23 protein-coding genes and 1 tRNA gene are annotated in these 25,444 nt (G+C 34.0%); 8 read left to right on the top strand and 16 right to left on the bottom strand.

Annotated features, from left to right (window positions below; all coding sequences use genetic code 11):
* Positions 1–129 precede the first annotated feature (129 nt).
* From CVO_RS02805 to CVO_RS02740, 14 genes are all read right to left on the bottom strand, one after another.
* Positions 130–1,389 (bottom strand): nickel-dependent hydrogenase large subunit, encoded by a 1,260-nt coding sequence (locus CVO_RS02805; protein ID WP_159569879.1) that lies wholly within the window; start codon positions 1,387–1,389, stop codon positions 130–132.
* Complete coding sequence (locus tag CVO_RS02800) at positions 1,382–2,263, bottom strand: NADH-quinone oxidoreductase subunit B family protein (RefSeq protein ID WP_159569877.1); 882 nt, start codon at positions 2,261–2,263, stop codon at positions 1,382–1,384. The genes CVO_RS02805 and CVO_RS02800 overlap by 8 nt, the downstream gene beginning before the upstream one ends.
* A 2-nt stretch (positions 2,264–2,265) precedes the next feature.
* Positions 2,266–2,856, bottom strand: a complete 591-nt coding sequence (locus tag CVO_RS02795; RefSeq protein WP_159569874.1) for a TetR/AcrR family transcriptional regulator — start codon at positions 2,854–2,856, stop codon at positions 2,266–2,268.
* 135 nt (positions 2,857–2,991) lie between these two features.
* Positions 2,992–3,366 (bottom strand): RidA family protein, encoded by a 375-nt coding sequence (locus tag CVO_RS02790; protein WP_159569872.1) that lies wholly within the window; start codon positions 3,364–3,366, stop codon positions 2,992–2,994.
* Positions 3,367–3,398: 32 nt separating this feature from the next.
* Positions 3,399–4,496: a succinyl-diaminopimelate desuccinylase gene (dapE, locus tag CVO_RS02785; protein WP_159569870.1), complete on the bottom strand. Its 1,098-nt coding sequence runs from the start codon at positions 4,494–4,496 to the stop codon at positions 3,399–3,401.
* Positions 4,497–4,551: 55 nt separating this feature from the next.
* Positions 4,552–7,548, bottom strand: a complete 2,997-nt coding sequence (locus CVO_RS02780) for a MutS-related protein (RefSeq protein ID WP_159569868.1) — start codon at positions 7,546–7,548, stop codon at positions 4,552–4,554.
* 113 nt (positions 7,549–7,661) lie between these two features.
* Positions 7,662–7,752, bottom strand: a tRNA-Ser gene (locus CVO_RS02775).
* Between the two features lie 71 nt (positions 7,753–7,823).
* Positions 7,824–8,507 carry an orotidine-5'-phosphate decarboxylase gene (pyrF, locus tag CVO_RS02770; RefSeq protein ID WP_152299687.1) on the bottom strand — a complete coding sequence of 228 codons (684 nt, stop codon included), beginning with the start codon at positions 8,505–8,507 and terminating at the stop codon, positions 7,824–7,826.
* A gap of 65 nt (positions 8,508–8,572) precedes the next feature.
* Positions 8,573–10,528, bottom strand: coding sequence for an acetate--CoA ligase (gene acs / locus CVO_RS02765; RefSeq protein WP_152299688.1), 1,956 nt, complete (start codon positions 10,526–10,528; stop codon positions 8,573–8,575).
* Positions 10,529–11,143: a 3'-5' exonuclease gene (locus CVO_RS02760; protein ID WP_152299689.1), complete on the bottom strand. Its 615-nt coding sequence runs from the start codon at positions 11,141–11,143 to the stop codon at positions 10,529–10,531.
* A gap of 2 nt (positions 11,144–11,145) precedes the next feature.
* Positions 11,146–12,960 (bottom strand): putative nucleotidyltransferase substrate binding domain-containing protein, encoded by a 1,815-nt coding sequence (locus tag CVO_RS02755; RefSeq protein WP_159569866.1) that lies wholly within the window; start codon positions 12,958–12,960, stop codon positions 11,146–11,148.
* A gap of 81 nt (positions 12,961–13,041) precedes the next feature.
* The gene (locus CVO_RS02750; RefSeq protein ID WP_152299691.1) at positions 13,042–14,709 is read right to left on the bottom strand and encodes a cation acetate symporter; all 1,668 of its coding nucleotides are present in this window, start codon (positions 14,707–14,709) and stop codon (positions 13,042–13,044) included.
* Positions 14,710–15,024 carry a DUF485 domain-containing protein gene (locus tag CVO_RS02745; RefSeq protein WP_159569864.1) on the bottom strand — a complete coding sequence of 105 codons (315 nt, stop codon included), beginning with the start codon at positions 15,022–15,024 and terminating at the stop codon, positions 14,710–14,712.
* An 11-nt stretch (positions 15,025–15,035) separates the two neighbouring features.
* Positions 15,036–16,361: an OprD family outer membrane porin gene (locus tag CVO_RS02740; RefSeq protein ID WP_159569862.1), complete on the bottom strand. Its 1,326-nt coding sequence runs from the start codon at positions 16,359–16,361 to the stop codon at positions 15,036–15,038.
* A 257-nt stretch (positions 16,362–16,618) separates the two neighbouring features.
* Between CVO_RS02740 and CVO_RS02735 the strand changes: the two genes are divergently transcribed.
* A complete protein-coding gene (locus CVO_RS02735) occupies positions 16,619–17,485 on the top strand; it encodes a hypothetical protein (RefSeq protein ID WP_152299694.1) in 867 nt (288 codons plus the stop codon).
* Between the two features lie 22 nt (positions 17,486–17,507).
* On the opposite strand, the gene CVO_RS02730 is transcribed toward CVO_RS02735, so the two are convergent.
* Both CVO_RS02730 and CVO_RS02725 read right to left on the bottom strand, forming a co-directional pair.
* The gene (locus CVO_RS02730) at positions 17,508–18,164 is read right to left on the bottom strand and encodes a response regulator transcription factor (protein WP_152299695.1); all 657 of its coding nucleotides are present in this window, start codon (positions 18,162–18,164) and stop codon (positions 17,508–17,510) included.
* Entirely contained in the window at positions 18,164–19,381 is a 1,218-nt protein-coding gene (locus CVO_RS02725; protein ID WP_159569860.1) for a sensor histidine kinase, read from the bottom strand. The genes CVO_RS02730 and CVO_RS02725 overlap by 1 nt, the downstream gene beginning before the upstream one ends.
* A gap of 62 nt (positions 19,382–19,443) precedes the next feature.
* Here CVO_RS02725 and CVO_RS02720 point away from each other — a divergent pair, with 62 nt between their 5' ends.
* The 7 genes from CVO_RS02720 to mreC are packed head-to-tail and all read left to right on the top strand — an operon-like array spanning position 19,444 to position 25,388.
* The gene (locus tag CVO_RS02720) at positions 19,444–19,947 is read left to right on the top strand and encodes a peptidylprolyl isomerase (RefSeq protein WP_152299697.1); all 504 of its coding nucleotides are present in this window, start codon (positions 19,444–19,446) and stop codon (positions 19,945–19,947) included.
* Positions 19,948–19,969: 22 nt separating this feature from the next.
* Positions 19,970–21,052, top strand: a complete 1,083-nt coding sequence (locus tag CVO_RS02715; protein ID WP_159569858.1) for an epoxyqueuosine reductase QueH — start codon at positions 19,970–19,972, stop codon at positions 21,050–21,052.
* Positions 21,053–21,103: 51 nt separating this feature from the next.
* Positions 21,104–21,550 (top strand): 3-hydroxyacyl-ACP dehydratase FabZ, encoded by a 447-nt coding sequence (gene fabZ, locus CVO_RS02710; RefSeq protein WP_188093769.1) that lies wholly within the window; start codon positions 21,104–21,106, stop codon positions 21,548–21,550.
* A 10-nt stretch (positions 21,551–21,560) separates the two neighbouring features.
* Positions 21,561–22,346 carry an acyl-ACP--UDP-N-acetylglucosamine O-acyltransferase gene (lpxA, locus tag CVO_RS02705; RefSeq protein WP_152299700.1) on the top strand — a complete coding sequence of 262 codons (786 nt, stop codon included), beginning with the start codon at positions 21,561–21,563 and terminating at the stop codon, positions 22,344–22,346.
* Positions 22,343–23,587, top strand: coding sequence for an ATP-dependent Clp protease ATP-binding subunit ClpX (clpX, locus tag CVO_RS02700; protein ID WP_159569856.1), 1,245 nt, complete (start codon positions 22,343–22,345; stop codon positions 23,585–23,587). The genes lpxA and clpX overlap by 4 nt, the downstream gene beginning before the upstream one ends.
* 9 nt (positions 23,588–23,596) lie before the next feature.
* On the top strand, positions 23,597–24,634 hold the full coding sequence (locus CVO_RS02695; protein WP_152299702.1) for a rod shape-determining protein: 1,038 nt from the start codon (positions 23,597–23,599) through the stop codon (positions 24,632–24,634).
* Entirely contained in the window at positions 24,627–25,388 is a 762-nt protein-coding gene (gene mreC / locus CVO_RS02690) for a rod shape-determining protein MreC (protein ID WP_159569854.1), read from the top strand. Before CVO_RS02695 ends, mreC begins: the two co-directional genes overlap by 8 nt.
* Positions 25,389–25,444: the final 56 nt, after the last annotated feature.

Raw genomic sequence — 25,444 nt, 5'->3', positions numbered from 1 at the left:
TTCAAAAATGAATATTCATTCAATAATGGTATATGAAAAAAACTTAAACTAAAATTAATATGTCTTATATAACTATTATTTATATAAATATACTCTTATTAGCTTAAAAAATAATTATTTTTTTTTATTTTAGTGGGTAGTACAAACTGAGCAGACATCAAACGATTTGAAAACAAGTTCGGCAGTTTTAACATCGCTTAAACCAATCATCGCTTTTTGCGAAACACCATGTTTATCTTTTGTTCCGCCGCTTAGATTCCATTGTGTCGGCGTGATAATTTCATAATTTTTTATCATTCCGTTTTCTATCTCAACTTTATGAATAAGTGTGCCGCGCGCAGCTTCTACGGCAGAATATCCGCTGGAACTTAGTTTTGATATATCAATAGAGGGTTCAATATATGACTCTTCACTCAAATCCAAATCTTTAATCAACTCTTTTGAGTGTTGTAAAAGTTGGGATATTTCACAAACCCTTGCCAGTATTCTGCTAAAGATACTGTCGCCGTATTTTTTATGGGCATCTGCTATAAGCGGAGTTTTGTTCACCATGGCGCGGGCAAGCGGACCTACTTCATAATACTTATCTTTAAAGCTTACGTTTTTTGCAAACGATGAAGGCATTTCAGACTCTTTGACATGTTCGAGCGAGATATTATGAGTTACTTTTGCCTTTAGCGATTTGCCCTTTTTAAAATAGCTGTTGTGCCCAAAAGATATAAATCTGTCATAGCTTTTTCCGTACTCTAACAAGTTCTCTTTTTTTATCTGTCTGAGTATGTCAGGCAAATCTCCCTCATAATCCAAAAGAGCATCTGCATCTTCACATGTTAAAAAATTCTCACTCTTGGTTTTTACCAGATTCTCTTCCACAAACTTAAGCGTCTGGGCTATATAGTGTTGCAATTTTATAATATCTATCTCTGTTATTTCACAAACTACTCCGCCGACAACTGCGTAAGAAGTATGCGGATACTGTCCGCCGAATATTGCAATGGCTTTTCCCATAAGCTGAGACGGATATGTAGCTTTTAAAATCTCTTGCTTATGCCCGAATAGAGGCAGCATTGTGAGATAAAACCATTTAAAGTGGTTTTGGATAAGCTCGAAATTAAGCGTTAACTCTCTTATAATTTTCGCCTTGTTTGAAAGCTTCAAATTATCATAACAGCTCTCTAATGCTTGAACTGTAGCTATCAAGTGGGCATGTCCGCAGATTCCGCAGACTCTCGGATTTATAACAAGTGCGTCAAAAGCATTTTTGCCTCTTAAGATATTTTCAATATTTCTCGTTGACATAAATTCTATATCTACAAAATCAATCCTACCCTCTTTAAAATTAAAGTTGAGTTTCGCCTCACCCTCTATCTTCTCTATTAATTTAATCATCAATCAACTTCTTTTCTAGTCTATCAATTTTAAATGCTTTTGTAATGCCTGCTAGAGTTAGATAGACTCTTTTGCTCACGCCAACGGGGAGATTTTCGGGTATTGCCATATTTTTTTTAGTGCTAAAGAGATTTTTTCTCGGAAAAGCAGGTTCCGTACAACCCATGCAAGGGAGTCCTGCTCTGGTTTTTGAGTTTACCTCGTTCCAAAGTATTTTGTTACAGCTTCCGTGGGTAAATGGCGCTTGACAGCCGTGGTCGTAAAACATGCACCCCTCAAGTTCTCCGAATCGGTGATTATCTACTTTATACTCAAAATATTCGTTTCTCGTACAGCCATTATGGACAGTATAAGCATAAAACTCTTTTGGTCTAAGAAAATTATCCAGTTTTAATGCAGCGCTTTTTTTGATTGCATAAAGAGTATTTACCAAAACTTCAGGATGAACGGGACATCCTGAAACTGAGATGGTTTTATCCAACAAATCCTGATCTGTTTTTAGCGGTTCTTCTTGATCAAAATGTAAACCAGATGTATTTTCATAACCGCTCTCTCTAAAAATCCCGCCAAAAGTTGCACATGTACCGACTGTGACTATTTTTTGGACTATTTTAGAATATTTCTCAATTATATCCACAACAGAGACATCGGCTCTTTTAAACTCTTTTGAGATTGCACCTTCGATAAGTAAAATATCACAAGATATCTCTTTTGAAACAATATCTTCAAGCGAATACTCAGAATCTATGACGGGATGATAAATAAACTCAAAATCATCTAAAAATTGTTCCATGTATGGATAGTTTAAAAATGAGTGGGTATTGCCGTTGCAAGCGATTGCGCTAAGCCATAATACTCTCATTTTTGTTTTCATAATTATTCTGCACTCAACGCTTTATAGATATTAAATGTTATATCATCTACATAATCATTTAAATCTTTTGGCAAAATATTTTCACCCTTTAAAAAAACCATACCGCCTAGATAGCCCATAAAAAGTCCAAAAGCGCTAAAAAAGTCCTGCTCTCTCAAATCGCCGCATTTAACGCCCTCTTCAAAGTAAATCATTATCTCCGTTACAAACTCGTTTACGCAGAGCATTCCCTCACAGCTATTTTTAAAAACCTCACGATTTGAGAGATATATTCTTAAAAAGTAGTCTATCATCTCTGGTTTTAAAGAGGCTGTTTTAAAATACATCTCTACTATTTTTCTTGTTTTTTCTTTAGTAGATATCTCTTGTTCGTTTATCTCTTTTAACTTTTCACCTAAATATGCAGAGATATATTTTATGATTTCTATTGCTAAAACATCTTTTGATTTAAAATAGTTATACATGTTTCCAACACTCATTTTTAACAAAAGCGCAATATCAGGAATAGTTGTACTATAAAACCCTTTTGAAGCAAATAGTTCTAGAGCCGCTTGTATTATCTGCTCTTTTTTTAACTGCTTTTTATCTAACAAAATACTCTCCTACTCTCTTTATATAAAAAATTATACTATAAAGCCGTTTCAATCCTCTTTATAAAATCACTTAACCACAAGACTGAGAGAACTATAACTCTATATAAAAAAGACGGCATCAAAAGAGAAGTTTTGTCATTTTACCAACGCTACTGCATCAATCTCAACAAGGGCATTTTTTGGCAGCGTCTTTACTGCAACGGTTGAACGAGCAGGTTTATGAGAGCCAAAAGCCTCTGCATATATCTCGTTGATGGTTACAAAATCATCCATAGAGTCCAAAAATATCGTCGTTTTAATAACACTCTGCATTGAAGCCCCCGCCTCTTCTAAAACTGCTTGAAGATTCTTTAAAACCTGTTTTGTCTGAATAACCACATCATTTTCAAGCATAACACCCTCTGGAGTAAGTGCAATCTGCCCCGATGTAAAAACCATACCGTTTGCTACTACTGCCTGAGAGTATGGACCTATTGCCGATGGCGCCTTGTTTGTTTGTACGAACTTCATTTTTTTCTCCTATTAATAAATTTTTATCTCTTTTATTTCCACATCTTGATTAAATTTTTGAAAACTTCATAAAGTTTCTCAACCTCTTCTCTTGTTGTTCTCTCATTTACTGCATGAATTGTATCATTTATCACGCCAAATTCTACTACATCAACACCTAAAGGAGCCAAATGTCTTGCATCTGAAGTTCCGCCTGCGGTTGAGTGTTTTGGTTTGATACCCGTTACACTTTCTATTGCTTTATCAATATTTTTTACCAATTTTGTATCAGTATTTGTTCTAAAGGGATATGAGCCTTGAGTAAGTCTAAGCGTATATTCCAGTCCATCTAAATTTTTAGCTACAAACTCTTCTACCTCTTTTTGTGTTGTCAGAGTAGTGTTTCTTACATTAAACATCATTTTAAGTTCGTTTGGAGTTACATTTGTAACCTCCATGCCCGCCCTAATGTCTGTTATAACAAATTTACTTGGAGCAAAGAACTCATCGCCATTATCCAAATCTACTCCTGCCATATTGGCTAATCTTGGAGCTATTAAATTGATTGGATTTATAGATTTTTCAGGATATGCCGCATGACCCTGCTTGCCTTTTACAGTAATATAACCATTGATAGAGCCGCGTCGACCTACTTTTATGGCATCACCAAAGATACTCTCACATGTAGGTTCTGCAACAATGGCGACATCCGGAAGCATATTATGCTCTTTAAGATACTTTAAAACCTCTATTGTTCCGTATGTTCCCTCTCCCTCTTCATCTGAAGTTAAAAGCAAAGAGAGTGTTCCATTGAAATTTTTACTCTCTTTAACAGCCTGAGTAAAAGCCGCAACACCGCTCTTCATATCCTGTGTTCCACGACCGTAGATATACCCATCTCTCTCATCTGCTTTATAAGGGTCGCTATCCCAACCGTTGCCCGCCGGAACCACATCAACATGTCCGGCAAAACATAGATGCTCCCCATTTCCAAATTTCTTATAAATAAAAAGATTTTTTACATCTTTAACATCTACTCTAACAGCATTAAAATCAGGCAGATAACTCTCTATAAAATCCAAAAGTCCCCCGTCATGCGGTGTTTCACTTTTTGATTCAATCATAAATTTAAACAGTTCAATTATTTTCATTTTATACCTAATTTTTAGTTTATCTAAAAGCAAATTATACTATTTTCTATAGTGCTTAATCCCAATTATCTAAAGTAAACTCCTTTAAATTATCTTGATTTTTATCTTCTTTTTTATTGATTTGTTCTTTATACTTTAACTCTAATCCATTTGATGTCATTACAAAACCATCTACTTTTATCTTTTGTTCATGTATCTCTTTGTGATGTTTTTTACAAAGAGGAATAAGGTTGTGTTTTACATCTTTATGAAAATGGCCTATAAAACCGCTGCTGTCTGCTTTTGATTTATGATTTATATGATGTACATCTTCAGCTACCGCTCCACAAATCACACATTTTGTTATATAGAGCTCTTTATTATATTTGCTTGTTTTCTTCTTTACAAGAAGCTCTAGCTCATCAAAATCATTCGCAAGACGCTTTCTAATCCTATTTGCAGTTTCTAAAAATTCACTGTCCATATGAAGTGACTTTGCAAACTCTAACCCATAGATACTGCTTCCGCTTCCTGCTTGAAGAATTCTATTGAAAGTAAGTTTGTCCATCTGCTCATCATACTTAACACTTAGGTGAAGATCTACAACATTTTTTAACTCTTTTATCTCCTGCATAGTTGAAAGCTGATGTAGATGTGTTGCAAAAAGAAATATAGAACGAAGATTAGCCAGTTTTATAATAGCACTTGAAACTATCGCAACACCGGAGAGCGTCTCTGTTCCATGACTTATCTCATCTCCTAAAATAAGCGAGCGGACCGTAGCACGGTTAAATATATTTTTGAGTTCCAGCATCTCAACCGCAAATGTTGATAATCCTTTAGCGAGATTGTCTTTTGAAACAATTCTTGTAAAAAGAGAATCAAAAAGAGAAAACTTCATAGCAGAAGCACTTACAAAAAAGCCTGCTTGAGCCATCAATGTGGCAAGTCCGATACTTTTCATAAGAGATGATTTTCCGCTGGAGTTTATGCCATAAAGCAAAACGCCGTTTATTTCGTGTCCGTTATGCGAGGCTGTGTCCAACATAACAGTTTTGGGATATGGCAGATCCATATAAGAGCGATTTCCCATAATAACATCATTTGGCACATAAATACTGTCACTTTGTATCTCGATAAGAGGATGACGAAGCTGCATTATTTGAATAAAATTTTCATCATTTTCTACATCACAAATTTTAGGTCTTGAATGTTTGTAAAGCTGAGCAACTTTTGATGAACTCACTCCTACATCCAAATCAGCAACATAGCTTATTATGCGGTCAAAAAGAAGAGAATATCTTCTTTCATAAACACTTTGCAGCCCAATAAATCTATCTTTTACCAATGCGATAATCTTACGACGATTTTTCATCAATTGATCCGATAATTTATCGGTAAAATTTGATGTTATTTTTACACTGTTAGTTAATTTTTTAACCATATAATCTTTAAAATCATTGTGCTTGTAAAACTCAGATTCTATCATCGAAAATCTATTTTTGCTAAGAGAGAGATAGTATCCCTCTTTTTCCAAAAATCCAAGAGTCACCAATTTATTTGAACTGCTTGCATTTGCACTCTCTAAAATAAGCTCGATTTTATTCATAATATCTTCAAACGCAATAAATATAATTCTATTTTCTTTCACTAAAGTATCAATAGCCTCATCAACACCGCCCATTAAAAAATTTTCATCAATCGTTGCATTTGTAAAACGGCGTGAGATATCTAAATCTATACTCTTTGTAATATCTCTTAAAAATTCATCAACTTCACTCTCGTGAAAAGGTATTTTTTGGATTTTATGTTTTTTTGCATATATTATCAACTCTTTTACACTTAACATTGATTCATATATATGATTCATCTCAAATGGATGAAGTTTGCCCAGATCAAGCCTACGCGACAATCTCTCCAAATCATATATCCCACGCATTATCTCATCAAGATATCTTGTATGCGATGACACTTTTTCAATTAAATCGTACCTTCTTTCAAGCTCATCTTTCTCCATAATAGGATTAAGAAGTCTCTCTTTTAAAAGTCTGCGGCCGATTGCCGTTGCACTCTTGTCGAGCATTTTTAAAAGAGTAAACTCTTTTTTATCTTTTGAGACTACGCCCATCTGTTCAAGTGCGCTGTTTCCCAGATACATAAAACGGCGATTGTCTATTATCTTTGGATAATCCAACTTTTGAATTATATGAATATCATGCTCAATAATAAAATCTATAAGAATTGCCAACGATTCTGTTATCATTGGATTTCTTTCCAAATCCAAATGCTCTATGGCAGAGAGCAGCGACTTAATCTGATATACTTCACAAAAAAGTCTATTTTGAAACTCTATCTTTAATCTTTGATTATTTACGCTGTAGTTATAATGCTCGGGAATTTCAAGATAGTGCATTACATGCCTTTGATCATCCACTCCATCCAAAAATGTAACAATTACTTCTGATGTTCGATATGTATTTAAAAGATTAAAGAGTTCATCTAAAGCATAAGCAGGATCTTCACTTGTTCCATGACTTTCATAAAGCCATGTTTTACCCGTAGTTACATCTATGGCACTATAACCTACTGTATATATTCCTCTAAATTTATCCACCAAAATTGAAACTATATAATTGTCGTCATTATCAATTATATAATCAAAATTTGTTCCAGGAGATACAATTTGGGAAACATATCTGCTTATTTTTGGTGGATTTCCCTTTTGTTTTACAACTATAACAGTATATTTTTGTTCTGCTATAAGGCGGTTTAAATATCTATCAAAAGATACTGCAGGAACTCCAGCTAAAAGGGGATTTTTATCACTATTTTCTATTATGTTTTTATTTTTTTTGGTAAGTTGTATGTTTAAAAGCTCAGCTATCTCTTTGGCTTTACCTATCTGCTCTTCATCGTTATTTACTTCATAAACTTCAAAAAAGGTCCCTATTTCCATAAAAAGAACAGTATCATTACCATATTTTTTTTCGAAATATCTTTGCAGATCAAAGTAGGCTTGAGTTAGCAATTTATCTTTATTGTTTAAAAGTGATTCGATTTCAGATGAACGCATTTATAACTTTTTTGATTATTTTTATCGAGATTATAGCACAATAGATAATGAAGATAAAGAGTATCAACAATTTGTTACTAATAAAAATTTGAGATTTTTTTGTTGGAGTTTTGTGGTGGACAGAGAGGGATTCGAACCCTCGGTACAGTTACCCATACGCATCCTTAGCAGGGATGTGGTTTCAGCCAACTCACCCATCTATCCGTTGAAGAGTGCAATTATAGTCATATATAAATAATATATAGCTTAAAACTTATTCACGCAAAGCTATATATTTAAATTTGTTCTAATATTTTCGCAACAACTAAGGCAGGATTATCAGATTTATATATTGGACGACCGACAACTATAAAATCTACATCTGCTTTTTTTGCAAATGCTACATCAGCTACTCTTTGTTGATCTTGTGCATCTTCGCCAAAAGGACGAATCCCTGGAGTCAATGTCATAAATTTTTCATTTGTTATTTTTTTAATAGATGCGCTCTCATAAGCAGAACAGACGACACCGTCAAGTCCGCTGTCATATGCGTCTTTTGCAAATTGATCAGCTTTTTGTGCTATTTTACTTTCATAAACCTCTGCAAACTCCTCCTCATTAAAAGAAGTCAATGCGGTAACAGCTAAAACTATTGGGCGGTTTTCATACGGAGCTATTCTATCCATAACCTCTTTCATAGCGCGCTTACCTGCACTTGCATGCACATTGAACATATCAACTCCAAGTCCGATAATCGATTCAGCAGCATCTGCCATTGTATTGGGAATATCATAAAGTTTAAGATCTAAAAATATTTTAAAATCGGGATTTATTTTTTTAATATCTTTTAAAAACTCTTCGCCGTCGCGAATATAACTGCGAAGTCCGACTTTTAGCCAAAGAGGATAATCTTTTATTTTTTTAATTAAATCTAAATTTTCTTGTTTTGTAGGTAAATCAAGGGCTACGCAAAGTTCCATTGTTTCTCTTTTGTATTTTTATTTTAAATGAAGGGGTATAGAGTAGAAAAATCTACTCTATTTTTTTATAATCTACAAGATTGAACCGCAGTAGCAATAGTTGCAACTATTGAAGGATCCTCAAGAGTTGATGTGTCTTGTGTAATCTCTTCACCTTTTGCTATTGAACGAAGAATTCTTCTCATAATTTTACCAGAACGAGTTTTTGGAAGTCCAGGAACAAAAACAACATCATCACAAAGAGCGATATTTCCAATCTCTTTTTTAATAACATTATTAATTGCTTTTACCTCTTCAACTTCATCAGCAATACCATTATCTTCTTTTAAAACTATGTAAGCAAAAATACCTTCACCTTTGATATCATGAGGTTTTCCTACAACTGCTACTTCAGCAACATTTGGATGCTTTTTAATAGCCGCTTCAACTTCAGCAGTACCCATTCTGTGCCCGCTTACATTGATAACATCATCAGTTCTTCCAGTAATAGTAATGTATCCATCCTCATCATAAATAGCGCCGTCACCTGTAAAGTAAACTGGTTTGCCATCTTTTTTTACATCGCCAAAGTATGATTTTATAAATCTATCTTCATCACCCCAAACGCCTCTTATCATTGATGGCCATGGACGAGTTACACACATTAACCCTTTTTCTCCAACTTCTGCTTTGTTTCCATTTTCATCTAAAATCTCTCCCATAATTCCAGGAAGAGGCATGGTTGCACAGCCAGGTTTGATTGGTGTAGCTCCAGGAAGAGGAGAAACAATATGTCCGCCTGTTTCAGTTTGCCAGTATGTATCCACAATTGCACATCTGCTTCCGCCAACTTCTTCATAGTACCATTTCCACGCCGGAGGGTCAATCGGCTCACCAACTGTTCCAAGAACTTTCAGGCTTGAAAGATCATATTTAGAAGGTTCATCTTCTCCTGTTTTATGAAGAACACGGATAGCCGTAGGCGCTGTATAAAATTGGTTAATTTTATACTCTTCTACCATTTTCCATGGACGCCCTGCATCAGGATATGTTGGAACACCCTCAAACATAACAGTTGTTGCACCCATTGCTAATGGACCATATACGATATATGTATGTCCTGTAATCCAACCGACATCTGCAGTACACCAATATGTATCATTCTCTTTAACATCAAATACCCATTCCATAGTCATTTGAGCCCAAAGAATATAACCTGCAGAATTATGCTGTACACCTTTTGGTTTTCCAGTACTTCCTGATGTATATAATAAGAAAAGAGGATCTTCTGCATCCATAACTTCAGGCTCGCATGTAACATCTTGATTTTTAATCAATTCGTTATATGAATAATCACGCCCAGCAACCCAGGTTATATCCTCATTATTTCTCTCAACAATTAAAACTTTCTCAACTGTTGTTTTCTCTTCAAGAGCCTGATCAACTACAGGTTTTAACATATAAGGCTTATCTTTTCTATAAGCTCCATCAGCTGTAATAACTACTTTTGCTTCAGCATCAACAATTCTGTCTCTTAATGCTTCAGCAGAAAAACCGCCAAATACTATAGAGTGAATTGCTCCGATTCTAGCACATGCAAGCATTGCATAAGCAGCTTCCGGAATCATCGGCATATAGATAACTACACGCTCGCCTTTTTTTACACCAAACTCATTTTTAAGAAGATTTGCCAACTTGTTTACATTATAATAAAGTTCAAGATAGGTAATAATTTGTTTATCTCCGCGATCACCCTCAAAAATAATAGCCGCTTTGTTTTTACGACTGTTTAAATGACGATCAATACATTGAGCTGAAACATTTAATTTTCCGCCTTCAAACCATTTAACAAACGGGAAATTACTTTCATTAAGTACATTATCAAAAGGTTTTATCCAGTCTAATTTCTCTTTTGCAAAACCGCCCCAGAAACCTTCATAATCTTCCATCGCCGCATCTTGCAACTCTTGATATTCACACATATTTTTAATTCTAGCATTTTTCGCAAACTCTTTATTTGGTTTGAAAATATTTTTTGTCATTTATCTTTCCTTTGTTAGTTTTAAATAAATCATTGCCGTCATAATTGCGTCATTGACAGCATTATGTGTCCCCATATTAGGGATGTCACAGTTTTTTAAAATTGTATCAAATCTTAAATCAATATTTCCTTGAGGAATCAAAGAAATTGATTTGTCAAAGTATATTTCAGATACTTCAATCATTCTATTAGGAAGTGTTATTCCAAGAATCTCTTTGGTATATTTATTTATCATATCCACATCAAATTCTAAATAATATCCTACAAGTGGTCTAGAACCTACAAAATTTAAAAACTCTAAAATACCCTCCTTTGTTGTTTTTGCATTTTTTAAATCAAATGGACGAATACCATGAATTTTAATACTGCTAGAGTCTATTTCCTTAGAATTCTTTAAAAAAACTTCAAAAGTTTGTGATGTAAGAATTTTATTGTCTTTAATTTTAACAGCCCCGATAGAAAGTATTTCATCCTTTTTTGTGTTTAAACCTGTTGTTTCAGTATCTACTACAACAAGTTCTCCGCTTTTATCTTCATCAAATAAAAATTTAAAATTTTTATCTTTAAGTTTAGAAAAATTTGCTTTAGTTTTTAGCTTTGAGATAAATGAAAACATTATCAAGAAACCATATTAAGATGAAAATGAAAAACCATAAATTTTTTAAACTTATTTATGATTTTAAAACTGTCTTTTAACAAGTCTCTTTGTATTTTCTCCAATTTTTTTGGATTAATATAGTTACTCTCTTCAATGTTTTTCGCTTCAAGCATAGCTTGTAAACGAATAGAACTTAGCGTATCAAAACTCTCTATTAGTTCTGTTGCGAATGTTTTATCAATTACGCCTATATTGTTTAGCTCTTTTATTCTCTCAATTGTATTTGTAGCATCTATTCCATGCTTAAGACTTAATGTTCTTATGCCATGAACTAAAGCAAAAATGCCACCTTTTTTTAAATTTAACCTATTGTCATGCTCTTTTTCTATTACAAAACCCGAAAACAGAGACAAAGGCGTATCAAAATGGAGTATCGCCTTTGCTACATGTGCCAGTACATCATCTCTTGAATAAAAATTATTGTGAAGATACTCTCTTAACTCATTCAATAAAGAGATATCGCCTGCGACACATTTTGAATCTAAAAATATACTAAGATTTTTAACACTCTCTTCACTCATCTCATATGTCCATTCATCTATAAGCGATTTATAAGAAGTCATATTTCTACGCCAAAATGCATTGCTTACCATAACATCTCCGCCGCACTTTGGAAATCCAAGCTCAAGCAGATATGCATTTAACTTCATCATAGGTTTTGTAAATAGATTTACATCCACACCGTCTCTAATAATAAGCGCATTGTCTTGATCACTCTTTATAGTCTGTTCTTCTCTGCCTTCGCTTCCCATAACTATTAAAGCACAATCTTTTTTTAAATCATCTTCAACACACATATCAAAAAGTTTTTTATATATTTTCTCATTTAAAGAGGAGAGAAGTTTTGTAATATATCTTACTTTCACACCTTTTGCTCTAAGCAATATGATTAAATTTTTTAGATCATCTCCAAGAGCTTTTAAGTCATCAAGTTTTTGTGCTTTATCAATCTGAACTGCTATTAAATGTGAATGATTTGCAAAATAACTAAGCAAATCCAATTGCTCTAAAACTCCTATTATTGTCTCTTTATCTTTTACAACAACTCTTTTTATCTCTTTTTGTGTCATCAATAAAAGTGCATTAAACAAAAAATCATTTTTATCGATGCAAACTAAACCGTATGTCGCTATTTTATACGCCTTATCTTTTACATCAATACTAGCAAGCAAAACTCTCTCTCTTAAATCCTTATCTGTAATTATCCCGTATTCATCAACATTTTTTACAATTATCACACTGGATTTTAACTCTTTTTGTTTTTTAAGTGCATCTTGTATAGAGACAGTCTCATCTACCATACATGCATTATGCAGAAAAATATCATTTACTCTTGAGATAAGAAAAGGTGTTAATTCACTCTGCGTTGCATAATTTTTTAAATGTTGATGACGGGTTACAAAATCTTGTAAAAAATATCCTTGAACTCGTTTGTCTTGCATAAGATCTATAAAATCATCTTTTTTTATCTCATAGCAGATCAGATCCTCTTCTACAATAAAATCTCCATTTGATTTTTCATATATAAGAGCATCAGCATCAAAGCTGTCTTCTCGAGTAAAAACTGTATGAATCTCTCCGTCAATAATCTCTTTAACAGAGCCTTTGATAATAATGTAAAATGCAACAGAAGGGAGATTTTTTGAGATAAGAAGAGTGTCTTTTGGGTAGTAAGCTATATCAATCTTTTTCATCAAATTATCTAATGTAATCGGACTTAAAAGCTCAAAGGGGTGGATAGATTCTATAAGTTTTCTTTGATCATGTATACTCACAAGATTAACTCCATTATTGACTCTTTTAAAAAAATTTCACTATACAAACAAAAGGAAAAAATTCCTTTTGTTCTAATGTTATTAATGCTCAGTCGCACCCTCAGCGCCGATACCAGTTTGTGCTCTGATATATTGCGCTTCAAAAGCTTCTGCTTCATCTTTTGCTCCCTGAGATTTATCAGTTACAGAGAAGATGTAAGTTCCAACAAAAGCAACAATTACAGAAAAGAGTGCCGGATATTTATAAGGGAAAATTGCTGTCGCATTTCCTAAAATATCAACCCACACAATTGGACCAAGGATAACTAAAAGTACCGCTGTCGCTAAACCTAAACTACCGCCAATAACAGCACCGCGAGTTGTTAAACCTCTCCAGTACATTGAAAGGAAAAGAATCGGGAAGTTAGCAGATGCCGCAATAGCAAACGCAAGACCCACAACAAACGCAATATTTTGCTGTTCAAACAAGATACCCATAATAATCGCGATAATTCCAAGCGCTATAGTAGCAGCTTTTGAAACTTTCATCTCTGTAATAGAGTCAATCTGTCCTTTTTTAATAACAGAAGCATAAAGGTCATGACTTATTGCAGAAGCACCTGCAAGTGTAAGACCTGAAACAACCGCTAAAATTGTAGCAAATGCAACAGCTGAGATAAAGCCCAGGAAGAAGTCGCCGCCAACTGCATGGCTTAAGTGAATAGCCGCCATATTGTTTCCGCCAAGTATCGGAGCTCCACCACTTACTGCTTGTTTAGCAACATCCAAATACTCAGGATTTTGAAAAACCATAACGATAGCACCAAAACCGATAATAAAAGTCAAAATATAAAAGTAACCGATAAAACCTGTCGCATAAAAAACAGATTTACGCGCTTCTTTTGCATCACCTACAGTAAAAAATCTCATTAAAATATGAGGAAGACCTGCAACACCAAATATAAGAGCTACTGCAAGAGAAATCGCTGAGATTGGATCACTTACCAAACCACCCGGACTCATAATCTCAATTCCTTTTAACTCTGTTGCATGTGCAAATAACTGACCAAAGTTAAAGTTATAGTGTGCCATTACAGCCAGTGCCATAAATGTTGCACCTGCAAGAAGCAAGAATGCTTTAATAATTTGAACCCAAGTAGTTGCAAGCATCCCTCCAAATGTTACATAAAGAATCATTAAAACACCTACAATTATTACAGCTATTTCATACTGAAGACCAAAAAGAAGTTGAATAAGTTTTCCCGAACCAACCATTTGAGCAATAAGATACAAAATAACCGTTGCTATCGAACCTGATGCCGCTAAAATACGAATAGGTGTTTGGCGTAATCTATACGATGCAACATCGGCAAATGTATACTTTCCTAAATTACGAAGCGGTTCTGCAATCATAAACAAAACAACCGGCCAACCGACCAAAAACCCGATAGAGTAGATAAGTCCGTCATAACCGTTAAGATAAACAAGTCCTGATATACCTAAAAACGATGCTGCCGACATATAATCACCTGCAATTGCCATACCATTTTGAAAACCTGTTATTCCACCGCCTGCAGTATAAAAGTCTTTTGCACTTTTTGTACGCTTTGCAGCCCAATATGTTATTCCCAGTGTAGCACCGACAAAAATAACAAACATTACAATTGCAGGTACATTAAGATCTTGTTTTGCTACTTCACCCTCAATTGCTCCTGCTGCAAAAACTGCAACACTGCCGAGAATTAAAAATAAAAATATTCTATTTATCATCTACATTCCCTTCACTTTCTCTTTGATTTTGTTATTTAAGTCATCAAACTCGCCGTTTGCTCTTTTTGTATAAATACCCGTTAAAATAAAAGCAAAAAAGATAACTCCCATCCCGACTGGAATTCCTACCGTTGTTACAGAACCCTCAGATAGCGGAGTTCCAAGCACTTCTGGAAAATAGGCAATCATAAGGATAAATCCAAAATAGACTACTAGCATGATAATGGAGAGTGTCACGGCAAAAGAGCTTCTCTTTGTTACTAACTCTTGATAATTTGGGTCATTCTTGACCACTTCTACGATATCTTTATGCATCTTTTTTTCCTTTAAAAGTTATAGTTTGCAATAAATCTGTACTCATTCCAGCCAGTTTTACCGCTTGTGCTCTCTGCAAAACCTCTTGGAAAGTTTCCGCGGAGACGAAGTTGAAGATTTTTTACAGCCTGTGGATTATAAATTGCATCAAATCCTGCTTCACTAGCAGTTCTCGCTATGCCATATCCACTGTTTTCATCCATATCAAACTCAGTATAATAAGCTGCAGTTGTTAAGTTTGTGCCCATATCTTTAAAATTATATGATGCAGCTACCTTTGCAGCTTTTGTACCAGCTAAAAACATATGGCGCGTTACCATGCCCTGTGTATATGCCGGCATTCCACCCCACGCAGACACAATTGCATTTTCAAGATAGTTATTATTGTCTGCTGCATCATTCTCACCGGTTTGTGAATAAGCAAACGATAGATTAAAATTTTGCACTTTAAATCCAACTTTTGCCGCACCATATATACTCTCTATCTCACCGCCAAATTCATCTCCGACAGAGTTCTCTTTGATAAACTGTACTCCTGCATAAGGCTTGATTGCATCAGTTATTAAACAGTTCCATGAAAAGTTAGCCTCTCCATATACTATGTTCATAATATCATGTGCGTAATAATCCCACAACTGAAGTTTTAAGTTATCTATGCCTGTATATGTAACAGAAGCCATTGTGATACCGTCTGTTGACTCATCAAAAGCATATGTTCCTACATTTTTAAATTCTCCCGCATAATCTTGAGAATTAACATAAGAGTAACCTGCTGTTGCAGATAAAATTCCACCATTATAAGCACGACCAAATGTTCCTTGTGCAAACTTTGTTACATGTCCAAGAGTAAGCGTTGTATCTGTAATATCTTTGTTTGTTAAAACATAAGCCTCAAATAAGTTTGGAAGCATTCTTGCATCATCATCACCCAGCATAGGAGTTGAAAGTTTTTGGCGTCCTGCTTTAAATGTTGTATTTTCAAATTTGTACTGAAGATAAGCTTCACCCAGCATTGAGTAGTTGTCATTGCCTTCACCAAATAGAGTCGGATCCATAGTTTCGCGAGAATCTATCTCATTTATAGTATAAAATGCAGTTGCAAAACTTAAACCGTTAAGAGAAGCCGTCTCATACTTTAAATATCCGCCAATTGCAGTTGAACCTCTATGTGTTGTATTCCCTGCACTTCCTTGATACTCTCTGTCTATATAAAACATACGAATTTGACCGCTAGCTTTTCCCTCAGAAAACATACTGCTTAAATCTTCCGCGGCATTTAGATGCGAAGAAGCAATTAATCCAAATGTTACTACACTTAACATCAACCCTTTTTTCATTTTTTCTCCTTTATAGAATTTCATCAAACTAATAGTAAAAAAGAAAAATAGCACGAACATAGCAATGTGAAGAAAAGTTATGTTTTAAATTTTTAATTTCACAAAATGAGTAGAAAAGTAACTTATTTTTAATATCCAGCTTATCTTAAAAGAAATTTTTTAGATTTTCATAAAAAAAATACTTAATATATTTACACCATACTATAATGATTGTTCTATAATAAGATATCTAAATTTATAAAAGAGGGATGGACACAATGAGAGAAATTATAAATGTTTATAGAAAACAAAAAATCAGTGTAGATTCTTATATTAAGACTCTTATAAAAAGTTTGCCGAGTGACTATATAAAAGAGTCTGCAAAAATATTTAGTAGATATAATTATATACAGCTTATATATGGCGTTGATGCTAAATTTAAGCAATCAACACCTACTGTATATAAAAAAGAGTCTGATACTTCTCAGATAGGAAACAACAAAAGCCACTATTTTGTAAAACTCAATCTTGATGAAGATAATATTTATATCTCGAACCCATATATTCATTATAAAACAGGTAAGGCAAGCATCTCAGTTGTTCATTTAGTAGATTCAACATATTATGTTTTTGATATAGATCTTATCCATCTGCTTGAAGGGCTTAAACTAATTGAATACAACAGTTTTCATGATAAAGTCAAAAGAGTTGTCTACCTTTTTGGCTCTACTTCTCTGGCTCTGGTTTCTATCGCTCTTATAGGATATGGCGTATTCGTGTTTTTTATGCTTATGTTTTCTCTATCAATGTCAAACTTTCTAAATGATATATTCAGGTCAATTATTTCCATAACCCTTGGATTGGCAATTTACGATCTTGCAAAACAAATTTTTGAACATGAGGTTATGTATCAGTCATTTCATAAATCTGAAGATAAACAGTACAAAGTATTGGGTAAATTTTTAATCTCTATAATTATCGCACTATCTATTGAATCACTAATGGTAGTGTTTAAAATTGCACTTGGAGATCTTTCAAATATGCTCTCAGCCTTTTATCTGCTTATAGGAACAACAATTATGTTTGTAGGGCTTGGTTATTTTTATAAAACTATTCAAGAAGCAACGCCAAAGGATGATAATTAACTTTATAAAATAGCATGGGGTATTACGGCTTATCTATCATATATCCCATGCCGCGCACATTGATAATAAAATCTTCCTTGAGGTTTTTTTTCAACCTGTTTATTTCTGCACGAATAGTAGCGTTATCAACCATCTGCTCACTCCAGACATAGCTCTGAAACTGTTCAAAATCAACAATGCGTCCGCGATTACGGGAGAGAATATCTATGATTTGAGACTGTCTTTTTGTAAGAATTTGCGGTTCTTGGTTAAAAAGCAATCTGCTGTGTTCCTGATCGTAACTATAGTTTTTAGAGAGTCTTAGATGTACTCTTGGGGTATTGACTAGAAGTTTTACTCTATTTACTCTCAACAATAACTCTTTTAAATGGAAAGGTTTTTTTAGATAATCATTACATCCCAAATCATAAGCTTTTGAAATATCTTCAATATCGACTAAAGCGCTTATATAGATGGCAGGTACATGAATCTTCAACGCATGAATATGTTCTAAAAAGGAGAGACCATCAAGACCTGGAACGGTAATATCGAGTACCAGCAGATCATAAGAGTTATCTTTTATAGCTTTAAGTGCATCAATTCCGTCAAAAAAACTCTCTATTTGATGTCCATCAGATTCAAGATATTCACAAATTGACTCATTAAGCATTACCTCATCTTCTAAAAGCAATATTTTCATCAGTCTCCCATTATTTTAAATTTATAGCTAAATGTAGTTAATTTATCACTAGAAGTAACACTTACTTCTATATTTTCCTCTTCACATATGCTTTTTACAAGTCCAAGTCCAAGTCCAAATCCGTCTCTGCTCTTCTCTTCTCTATAGTAAGCTTCAAACACTTTATCTGTATCTTTAATAATTTTTGATCTGCTGCTTACTATAAACTCTACATATGCACCAACTTTTAGCAATTTTATATAAACATTTTCACCCGGAAGCGTGTATTTTATAGCATTTGTCAATGTATTGTCTACTACTCTTTGAAGTTTTGTTTCATTAAAATATATATATAACTCTTCATCAGGAGAGATAAAGTTAAAATGTATTCTTGAAAATTCAGCAACTTCTGTAAAAAAATCTATTCTGCTGTTTAAAAAATTATTTAAATTTATTACAGTTTTTTTATACTCTATCTGATCTTTTTTCACCAAATAACTCAAATCATCATATATACTAAAAATATTTTTAACGGCAGCTTCTATTTTAGATAACTGTCTATCTCTTGGATGTTTCATTAAATAAAGCTCAATACTTGTTAATATAACACTAAGAGGCGTATTTGTTTCATGAACCGTGTAACGCAAAAACTCTTTTTGAGCATTAAGAAGATCTTGCGAAAATGTTTTTTCCTCTTCTAGATTTTTATTAATCTCTAAAAGTGCCGCAGTTTTTTTCTTTACTCTCTCTTCAAGCCCAAGATTAAGCTCTTTGAGACTTTTCTTTTGCTCATTAATTTTACTGACCATCTCATTTGCATAACCGACCATATCTTTAAAATCCTGAAAAAATATGGTATTCGGGTTTATCGCCTCATCATGGTCAACAGCTTTTTTAAAAAAATCCAAAAAAGTTTGTGTATCTCTCTGTAGTAATTTGTTAAAAAGAGTATTAAAACCTAAAAAAACTCCAAACAGTATAAAGGAGAGCGTCATAATTGCTAAAACTGTTTTTACAAGAAGCGTTTTTAACTTTTTTTTATTTTGCTCTAATTTTTTGGAATCTGAAAAAGTATCACTTTTGACTAAAGAACTCTGCTGAAGTGCTCTCTCATAATCTTTATACATCTCATCAACAAGAAGAGTAACAAAAATCATAGTAAGTAAAAATATAAATAAAATTGTAAAAAGATTAGCCCGTTTTATTGTTATATTTTGAAAAATTGATTTTATTTTCATGTATATGATTATATATTATTAAACTTAGATTATAATTCTAAAAAAAATAAAAAGGCAAAAATATGTTTGGAAAAAAACTAAGAAGATATGAATTAAGCGCTGAAGAGATAAATAAATTTCAATGGGCAAAAATTGCAACAAGTAAAGGCGATATATGGTTAAAACTGCTTCCCGAAGAAGCTCCAAATACTGTGGCAAACTTTGCACATTTAGCAGAATCAGGTTTTTATAACGGTCTTAATTTTCACCGTGTAATTCCAGGATTTATGGCACAGGGAGGCTGTCCACATGGAACAGGAACGGGCGGACCTGACTGGGCAATTCCTTGTGAAACAGACAAAAACATTACAAAACACAAAAGAGGTGCTCTATCTATGGCACATGCCGGACCAAATACAGGTGGAAGCCAATTCTTTATTACATTTGTTCCAACACCGCACCTTGATGGAGTGCACACTGTTTTTGGTGTTATTGAAGAAGATGATGCCCAAAGTTTTGCAGTTCTTGATAGTATCCAAGGTCAAGACGGAATCAACTCTATCGAGATTTTTGAAACTCGTAAATAAAAAAAACAGTAAATAAAATTTTATGCTAGTACATATCTGCTGCAGCGTTGATTCACATTTTTTTCTACAAAAGCTGCAGCGTGACTATCCGCAGGAGAAGCTGATAGGCTTCTTCTATGACCCAAATATTCACCCCTATTCAGAGTACCAGCTTCGTCTGCTTGATGTAAAGCGTTCATGTAAAAAACTGGGCATTGAACTTCTTGAAGGTCCTTATGATTTTGAAACATGGATAAAAACAGTAAAAGGCTTGGAAGATGAACCTGAAAAAGGTAAAAGATGTGAAGCATGCTTCGATAAAAGATTTGAAGTAAGTGTGCAAAAAGCTCTTGAACTTGGTGAAAAAAAAGTAACAACAACGCTGCTTGTCAGTCCTTTAAAATCACAGCAACAGCTTAAAAAAAGCGGTGATCTTTTTTTTAAAAAATATGGCGTTTCATTTATAGCTGTTGATTATCGTTCAAACGGAGGAACACAGGATCAGAGCCGTGTAACAAAAGAGGAGCAGCTCTATCGCCAGGATTACTGCGGGTGCATTTATGGACTCACTATGCAAAGAAAGCAACAAAACCGCTTAATGGATGAGATGTTTTCTTCAGTTTCAAACCAAATCTTGCCAGCATCAATAGAAGAGCGTTTAGAGCTATACAGATATCGCATAAAACTTGAAGATAAAAATATTACTTATAAAATCATAAAAGAGAAATTTTTAAACTATCGCCAATTTAACTTTAAACTAATTTCACAAAAAAGTGAAGTTATCCCCGCATATGCTCTCTTCTACTCTACTCTTCCAAGAAAAAAAACACAGGGAAAAATAGAGTTTTTACACAATAATATCGGTTATTTTAATCGAGAAGAGATAAAATTTGTAACACTGGATTTTTTTAATCAAACATGCAACTTACATTATAAAACATTAAAAGAGCTGCTCTTTAATCCTCCGGCTTATGATGATGAACTAAAATTTAGAAAAATTTTAACAAATACAAATTATGATTTAAGCCCAATCATCATAATTGATAAAATCCCTCAAACAAAACTTACTATAGAACTTGATGCTAAAGTTTACGAAGACACTAAAGAAAAACTAATGATTCTATAATCTTTTTTTCGCTAAAATAGCCAAAATTATTATAAAGGCTTTTGTATTATGATTATGGATGTTATAGAGATTCAAAAAATTATACCTCATCGTTATCCCTTTTTACTTTTAGACCGAGTTACTGAGATCAAAGAAAATGAATATTTAGTAGGATTTAAAAATATAACAATCGGTGATAATATTTTTCAAGGCCACTTTCCGGGTCATCCCATCTATCCAGGCGTTATGATTTTAGAAGGTATGGCGCAAGCAGGCGGTATTTTGGCATTTAAAAGCATGGGAAATATGACAGAGGAAGAAGCTGCTAATAAAGTTGTATATTTTATGAGTATTGACAAAGCTAAATTTCGTAATCCTGTAAAACCTGGAGATAGATTAGAATATCGTCTTAAGGTTATAAAAAATAAAGGTGCTATCTGGATGCTTGATGGCAAAGCTTATGTTGATGATGTTTTAGTTTCAGAAGCTGAACTCAAAGCTATGATTGTAGATAAATAAAGGTAGATCATTGAATAAAATTTCACCCCTGGCAATTATTGAAAAAGGTGCTGTTATCGGCAAAGATGTTGAAATCGGGCCGTACTGCTTTATCTCTTCTGCTACCACTATCGGTGACGGCACAAAAATAGAGCAAAGTACATCCATTTATGGAAAAACAACCATAGGCAAAAATAATCATATATTTTCACATGCCGTTATAGGTTCAGCTCCGCAAGATCTCAAATTTGCCGGTGAAGATGTAGAGCTTATTATAGGTGACAACAATAAAATCAGAGAGTTTACACTTTTCAATCCAGGCACAAAAGGCGGAGGCGGAAAAACAATTATTGGCTCACACAACCTTTTTATGGGATATGTGCATATTGGACATGATGTAATTATCGGAAACCATTGTATCTTAGCAAATGCAGCAACACTTGCAGGACATGTAGAGATGGGAGATTATGCAGTTATCGGCGGAATGACTCCTATCCATCAATTTGTTCATATAGGTGATTATGCAATGGTTGCAGGAGCCTCTGCTTTAGCGCAGGATATTCCCCCATTTTGCATGGCAGAGGGAAATCGTGCAACGCTTAGAGGCTTAAATCTAACAGGACTTAGAAGAAATTTAAGCCGTGAAGATATAGATGAGTTAAAATCTGCTTACAGAGAGCTATTTGAAGCTGGAAAACCGCTAAAAGATGTTGCAAATGAGCTGCTTGAAAAAACTAAAAACCATAATGTTCAAAAACTTTGCAACTTTGTTCTTAAAACAAAACGCGGAATTCCATATGAGAGGAAAAATTTATGATCAACAGAACATGTAGCTTTTGCGGTGCCAAAGAGAGTGACACGAATCCTTTAATTGCCGGAAACGGTGTGTATATATGTAAAAATTGTGTTATTTCGGCATATAAGATAATGTTTGGGGACGACAGCGCTTCAATCTCTTCACAAGATGAAGAGTTGATGGAAACTGTTGAAAATCTTATGACTCCCAAAGAGTTAAACAACTTTTTATCTGATTATATTATCGGGCAAGAACGAGCAAGAAAACTTTTAAGTGTTGCAGTTTATAATCATTATAAGAGAATTTTTAAAAATCAAAATCTAGAAGATGATGATACAGAAATTGCAAAATCAAATATACTTCTTATTGGACCGACAGGAAGCGGAAAAACTCTTATGGCTCAAACAATTGCCAGAGTCCTAAATGTTCCTATTGCCATAGCTGACGCTACAAGTCTTACTGAAGCTGGATATGTCGGAGAAGATGTTGAAAATATTTTAACAAAGCTGCTGCAAGCAGCTGAGGGTGATGTTCAAAAAGCACAAAGAGGAATAGTTTTTATAGATGAGATAGACAAAATTTCGCGCATGAGCGAAAACCGTTCTATTACTCGTGATGTTTCAGGCGAAGGCGTACAGCAGGCACTTTTAAAAATTATAGAGGGTGCTGTTGTAAATATCCCGCCAAAAGGTGGAAGAAAACACCCTAATCAAGAGTTTATTTCAATTGATACAACAGGAATCTTATTTATCTGCGGCGGTGCGTTTGACGGTCTTGATGAGATACTAAAAAGAAAACAGGGCGAAAATATTTTAGGTTTCGGTCATGAGAAAAAGAGCAAAAATGAACAAAAACTAAGCTATGACATAGTTGAGCCTGATGACTTGGTAAGTTATGGTCTTATTCCAGAGCTGGTAGGGCGTCTTCCTATCATTGCGTCACTCAATGAAATCACTGAAGATGATATGGTTCGAATACTGACTGAACCAAAAAATTCAATTATCAAACAATACAAAAAACTATTTTCAATTGATAATGTTGAACTCAATTTTGAAGAGGATGCATTAAGAGCTATTGCAACAAAAGCTCTAAAGAGAAAAACCGGTGCTCGCGGGCTTCGTGCTATTTTAGAAGAAAATATGATAGATATTATGTATGAACTTCCAGAGTATAGTGGATACGAACTATTAATTACAAAAGCTGTAATTGATGATGGCGAAGCTCCAGTCTATATAAAAAAACACTCAAAACAAATAGCATAAGGCAATACAATGATATTTAACAAATTAGTCGGTCTTTTTTCAAATGATTTAGCTATCGATTTAGGAACTGCAAATACAATTGTTATAGCAAAAGGCAGAGGCATAATTATAAATGAGCCCTCTGTTGTTGCGGTAAAAACTGAAAAATATGGCAGACAGAGAGTCTTGGCAGTCGGTCAAGAAGCAAAAGAGATGGTCGGAAAAACTCCAGGCAATATCAAAGCAATCCGTCCTATGCGCGACGGTGTTATAGCCGACTTTGATATAACAGAAAAAATGATTAGAAAATTTATTGAAAAAGCACATGGAAGAAGATCTCTTGTAAGCCCTAGAATTATCATCTGTGTTCCTTACGGATTAACGCAAGTTGAGAGAAAAGCTGTTCGAGAATCTGCATTAAGTGCCGGAGCAAGAGAAGTTTTTCTAATAGAAGAACCAATGGCAGCAGCAATTGGGGCCGGTATAGAGATAAGAGAACCACGAGGAAATTTAGTAGTTGACATAGGTGGAGGTACTACCGAAATCGGTGTTGTATCACTAGGCGGACTTGTTCTTTCAAAATCAATCCGTACTGCCGGAGATAAAATAGATCAAGGTATTGTAAACTTTATCAGAAAAAAATATAATCTTTTAATCGGAGAAAGAGTTGGCGAAGAGATTAAAATCGCTATTGGAACAGCTGTAGCTCTTGATGAAGATTTAAAAATGACAATAACAGGAAGAGACCAGGTAGAAGGACTTTTAAGCACTGTTGAACTTACAAGCGAAGATGCCAGAGAAGCGATGAGAGATCCGCTTAAAGAGATAGGAGAAGCTCTTCGCGATGTGCTAGAGCAGATGCCGCCTGATTTAGCAGGTGATATAGTAAATCACGGTATTATATTAACCGGCGGCGGAGCACTTATCCGCCAACTTGACAAATACCTCTCGGATATAGTAAAAATCCCTGTTTATGTTGCAGATGAACCGCTTCTTGCAGTTGCCCGCGGAACAGGTCGAGCACTTGAAGAGATAGATTTATTGCAAGAACTTTTTGAAAATGAATAAAGGATTATTTGGTTTTTTTTCAATATTTTTTGCACTCTTGATGGGTGCATTATATTTTTCAAAATCTATTCAATCTCCATTTATCTCTACTTTAAACAATATTAAATCGCAATATCATGATACAACTGAATTTATACAAGATCAATTAGATAGACACTTTTTTCAAGCTGAACAAATATCAGAACTGAAAAAAAAACTTCAAAAATATGAAAAAGATCATTTAATTATGCAGCAGTTGGCCTCTGAAATAAATGATTTTTTTGCACAAAACAACTCTTCTCTAAAAACAGACCCAAATGTAGAACTTGTAAGAACCATCTCATATCAAAAATTTGGCGATTTTAACAGAATATGGCTAGAAATAGAAGATTATAATGCGTCAAAAGTTTACGGACTTGTATATAAAGAACTCGCCGCAGGAATTGTAGTTTCAAATGAAGGAAGAGCTTTGGGACTACTAAATAAAGACATAAAAAGTTCCTATGCAGTCTACATTGGCGAAGAAAAAGCACCAGGAATTGTGCATGGAAACAATACGCAATATTTAATAGTCAAGTTTATCCCTGCTTGGTATCACATCAAAGAGGGAGATGAAGTTATTACATCAGGACTGGATGAAATATTTTTTAAAGATTTAAAAGTCGGAACTGTTTTATCTGTTACTAAATCTCAAGGATATCAAATTGCTACTATAGAACCGTACTATAAAGCAAATAATCCAAATTATTTTCACATAATAAAAAAAGTAAAATAACTCATCAAATCTTAAGTGCTTTTTGCCTATAATAAACAAATTTTTTTATGTATAAA

It is taken from the genome of Sulfurimonas sp. CVO, assembly GCF_009883775.1.
Lineage (GTDB): Bacteria > Campylobacterota > Campylobacteria > Campylobacterales > Sulfurimonadaceae > Sulfurimonas > Sulfurimonas xiamenensis.
This window is presented reverse-complemented; position numbering and strand designations above follow the sequence as displayed.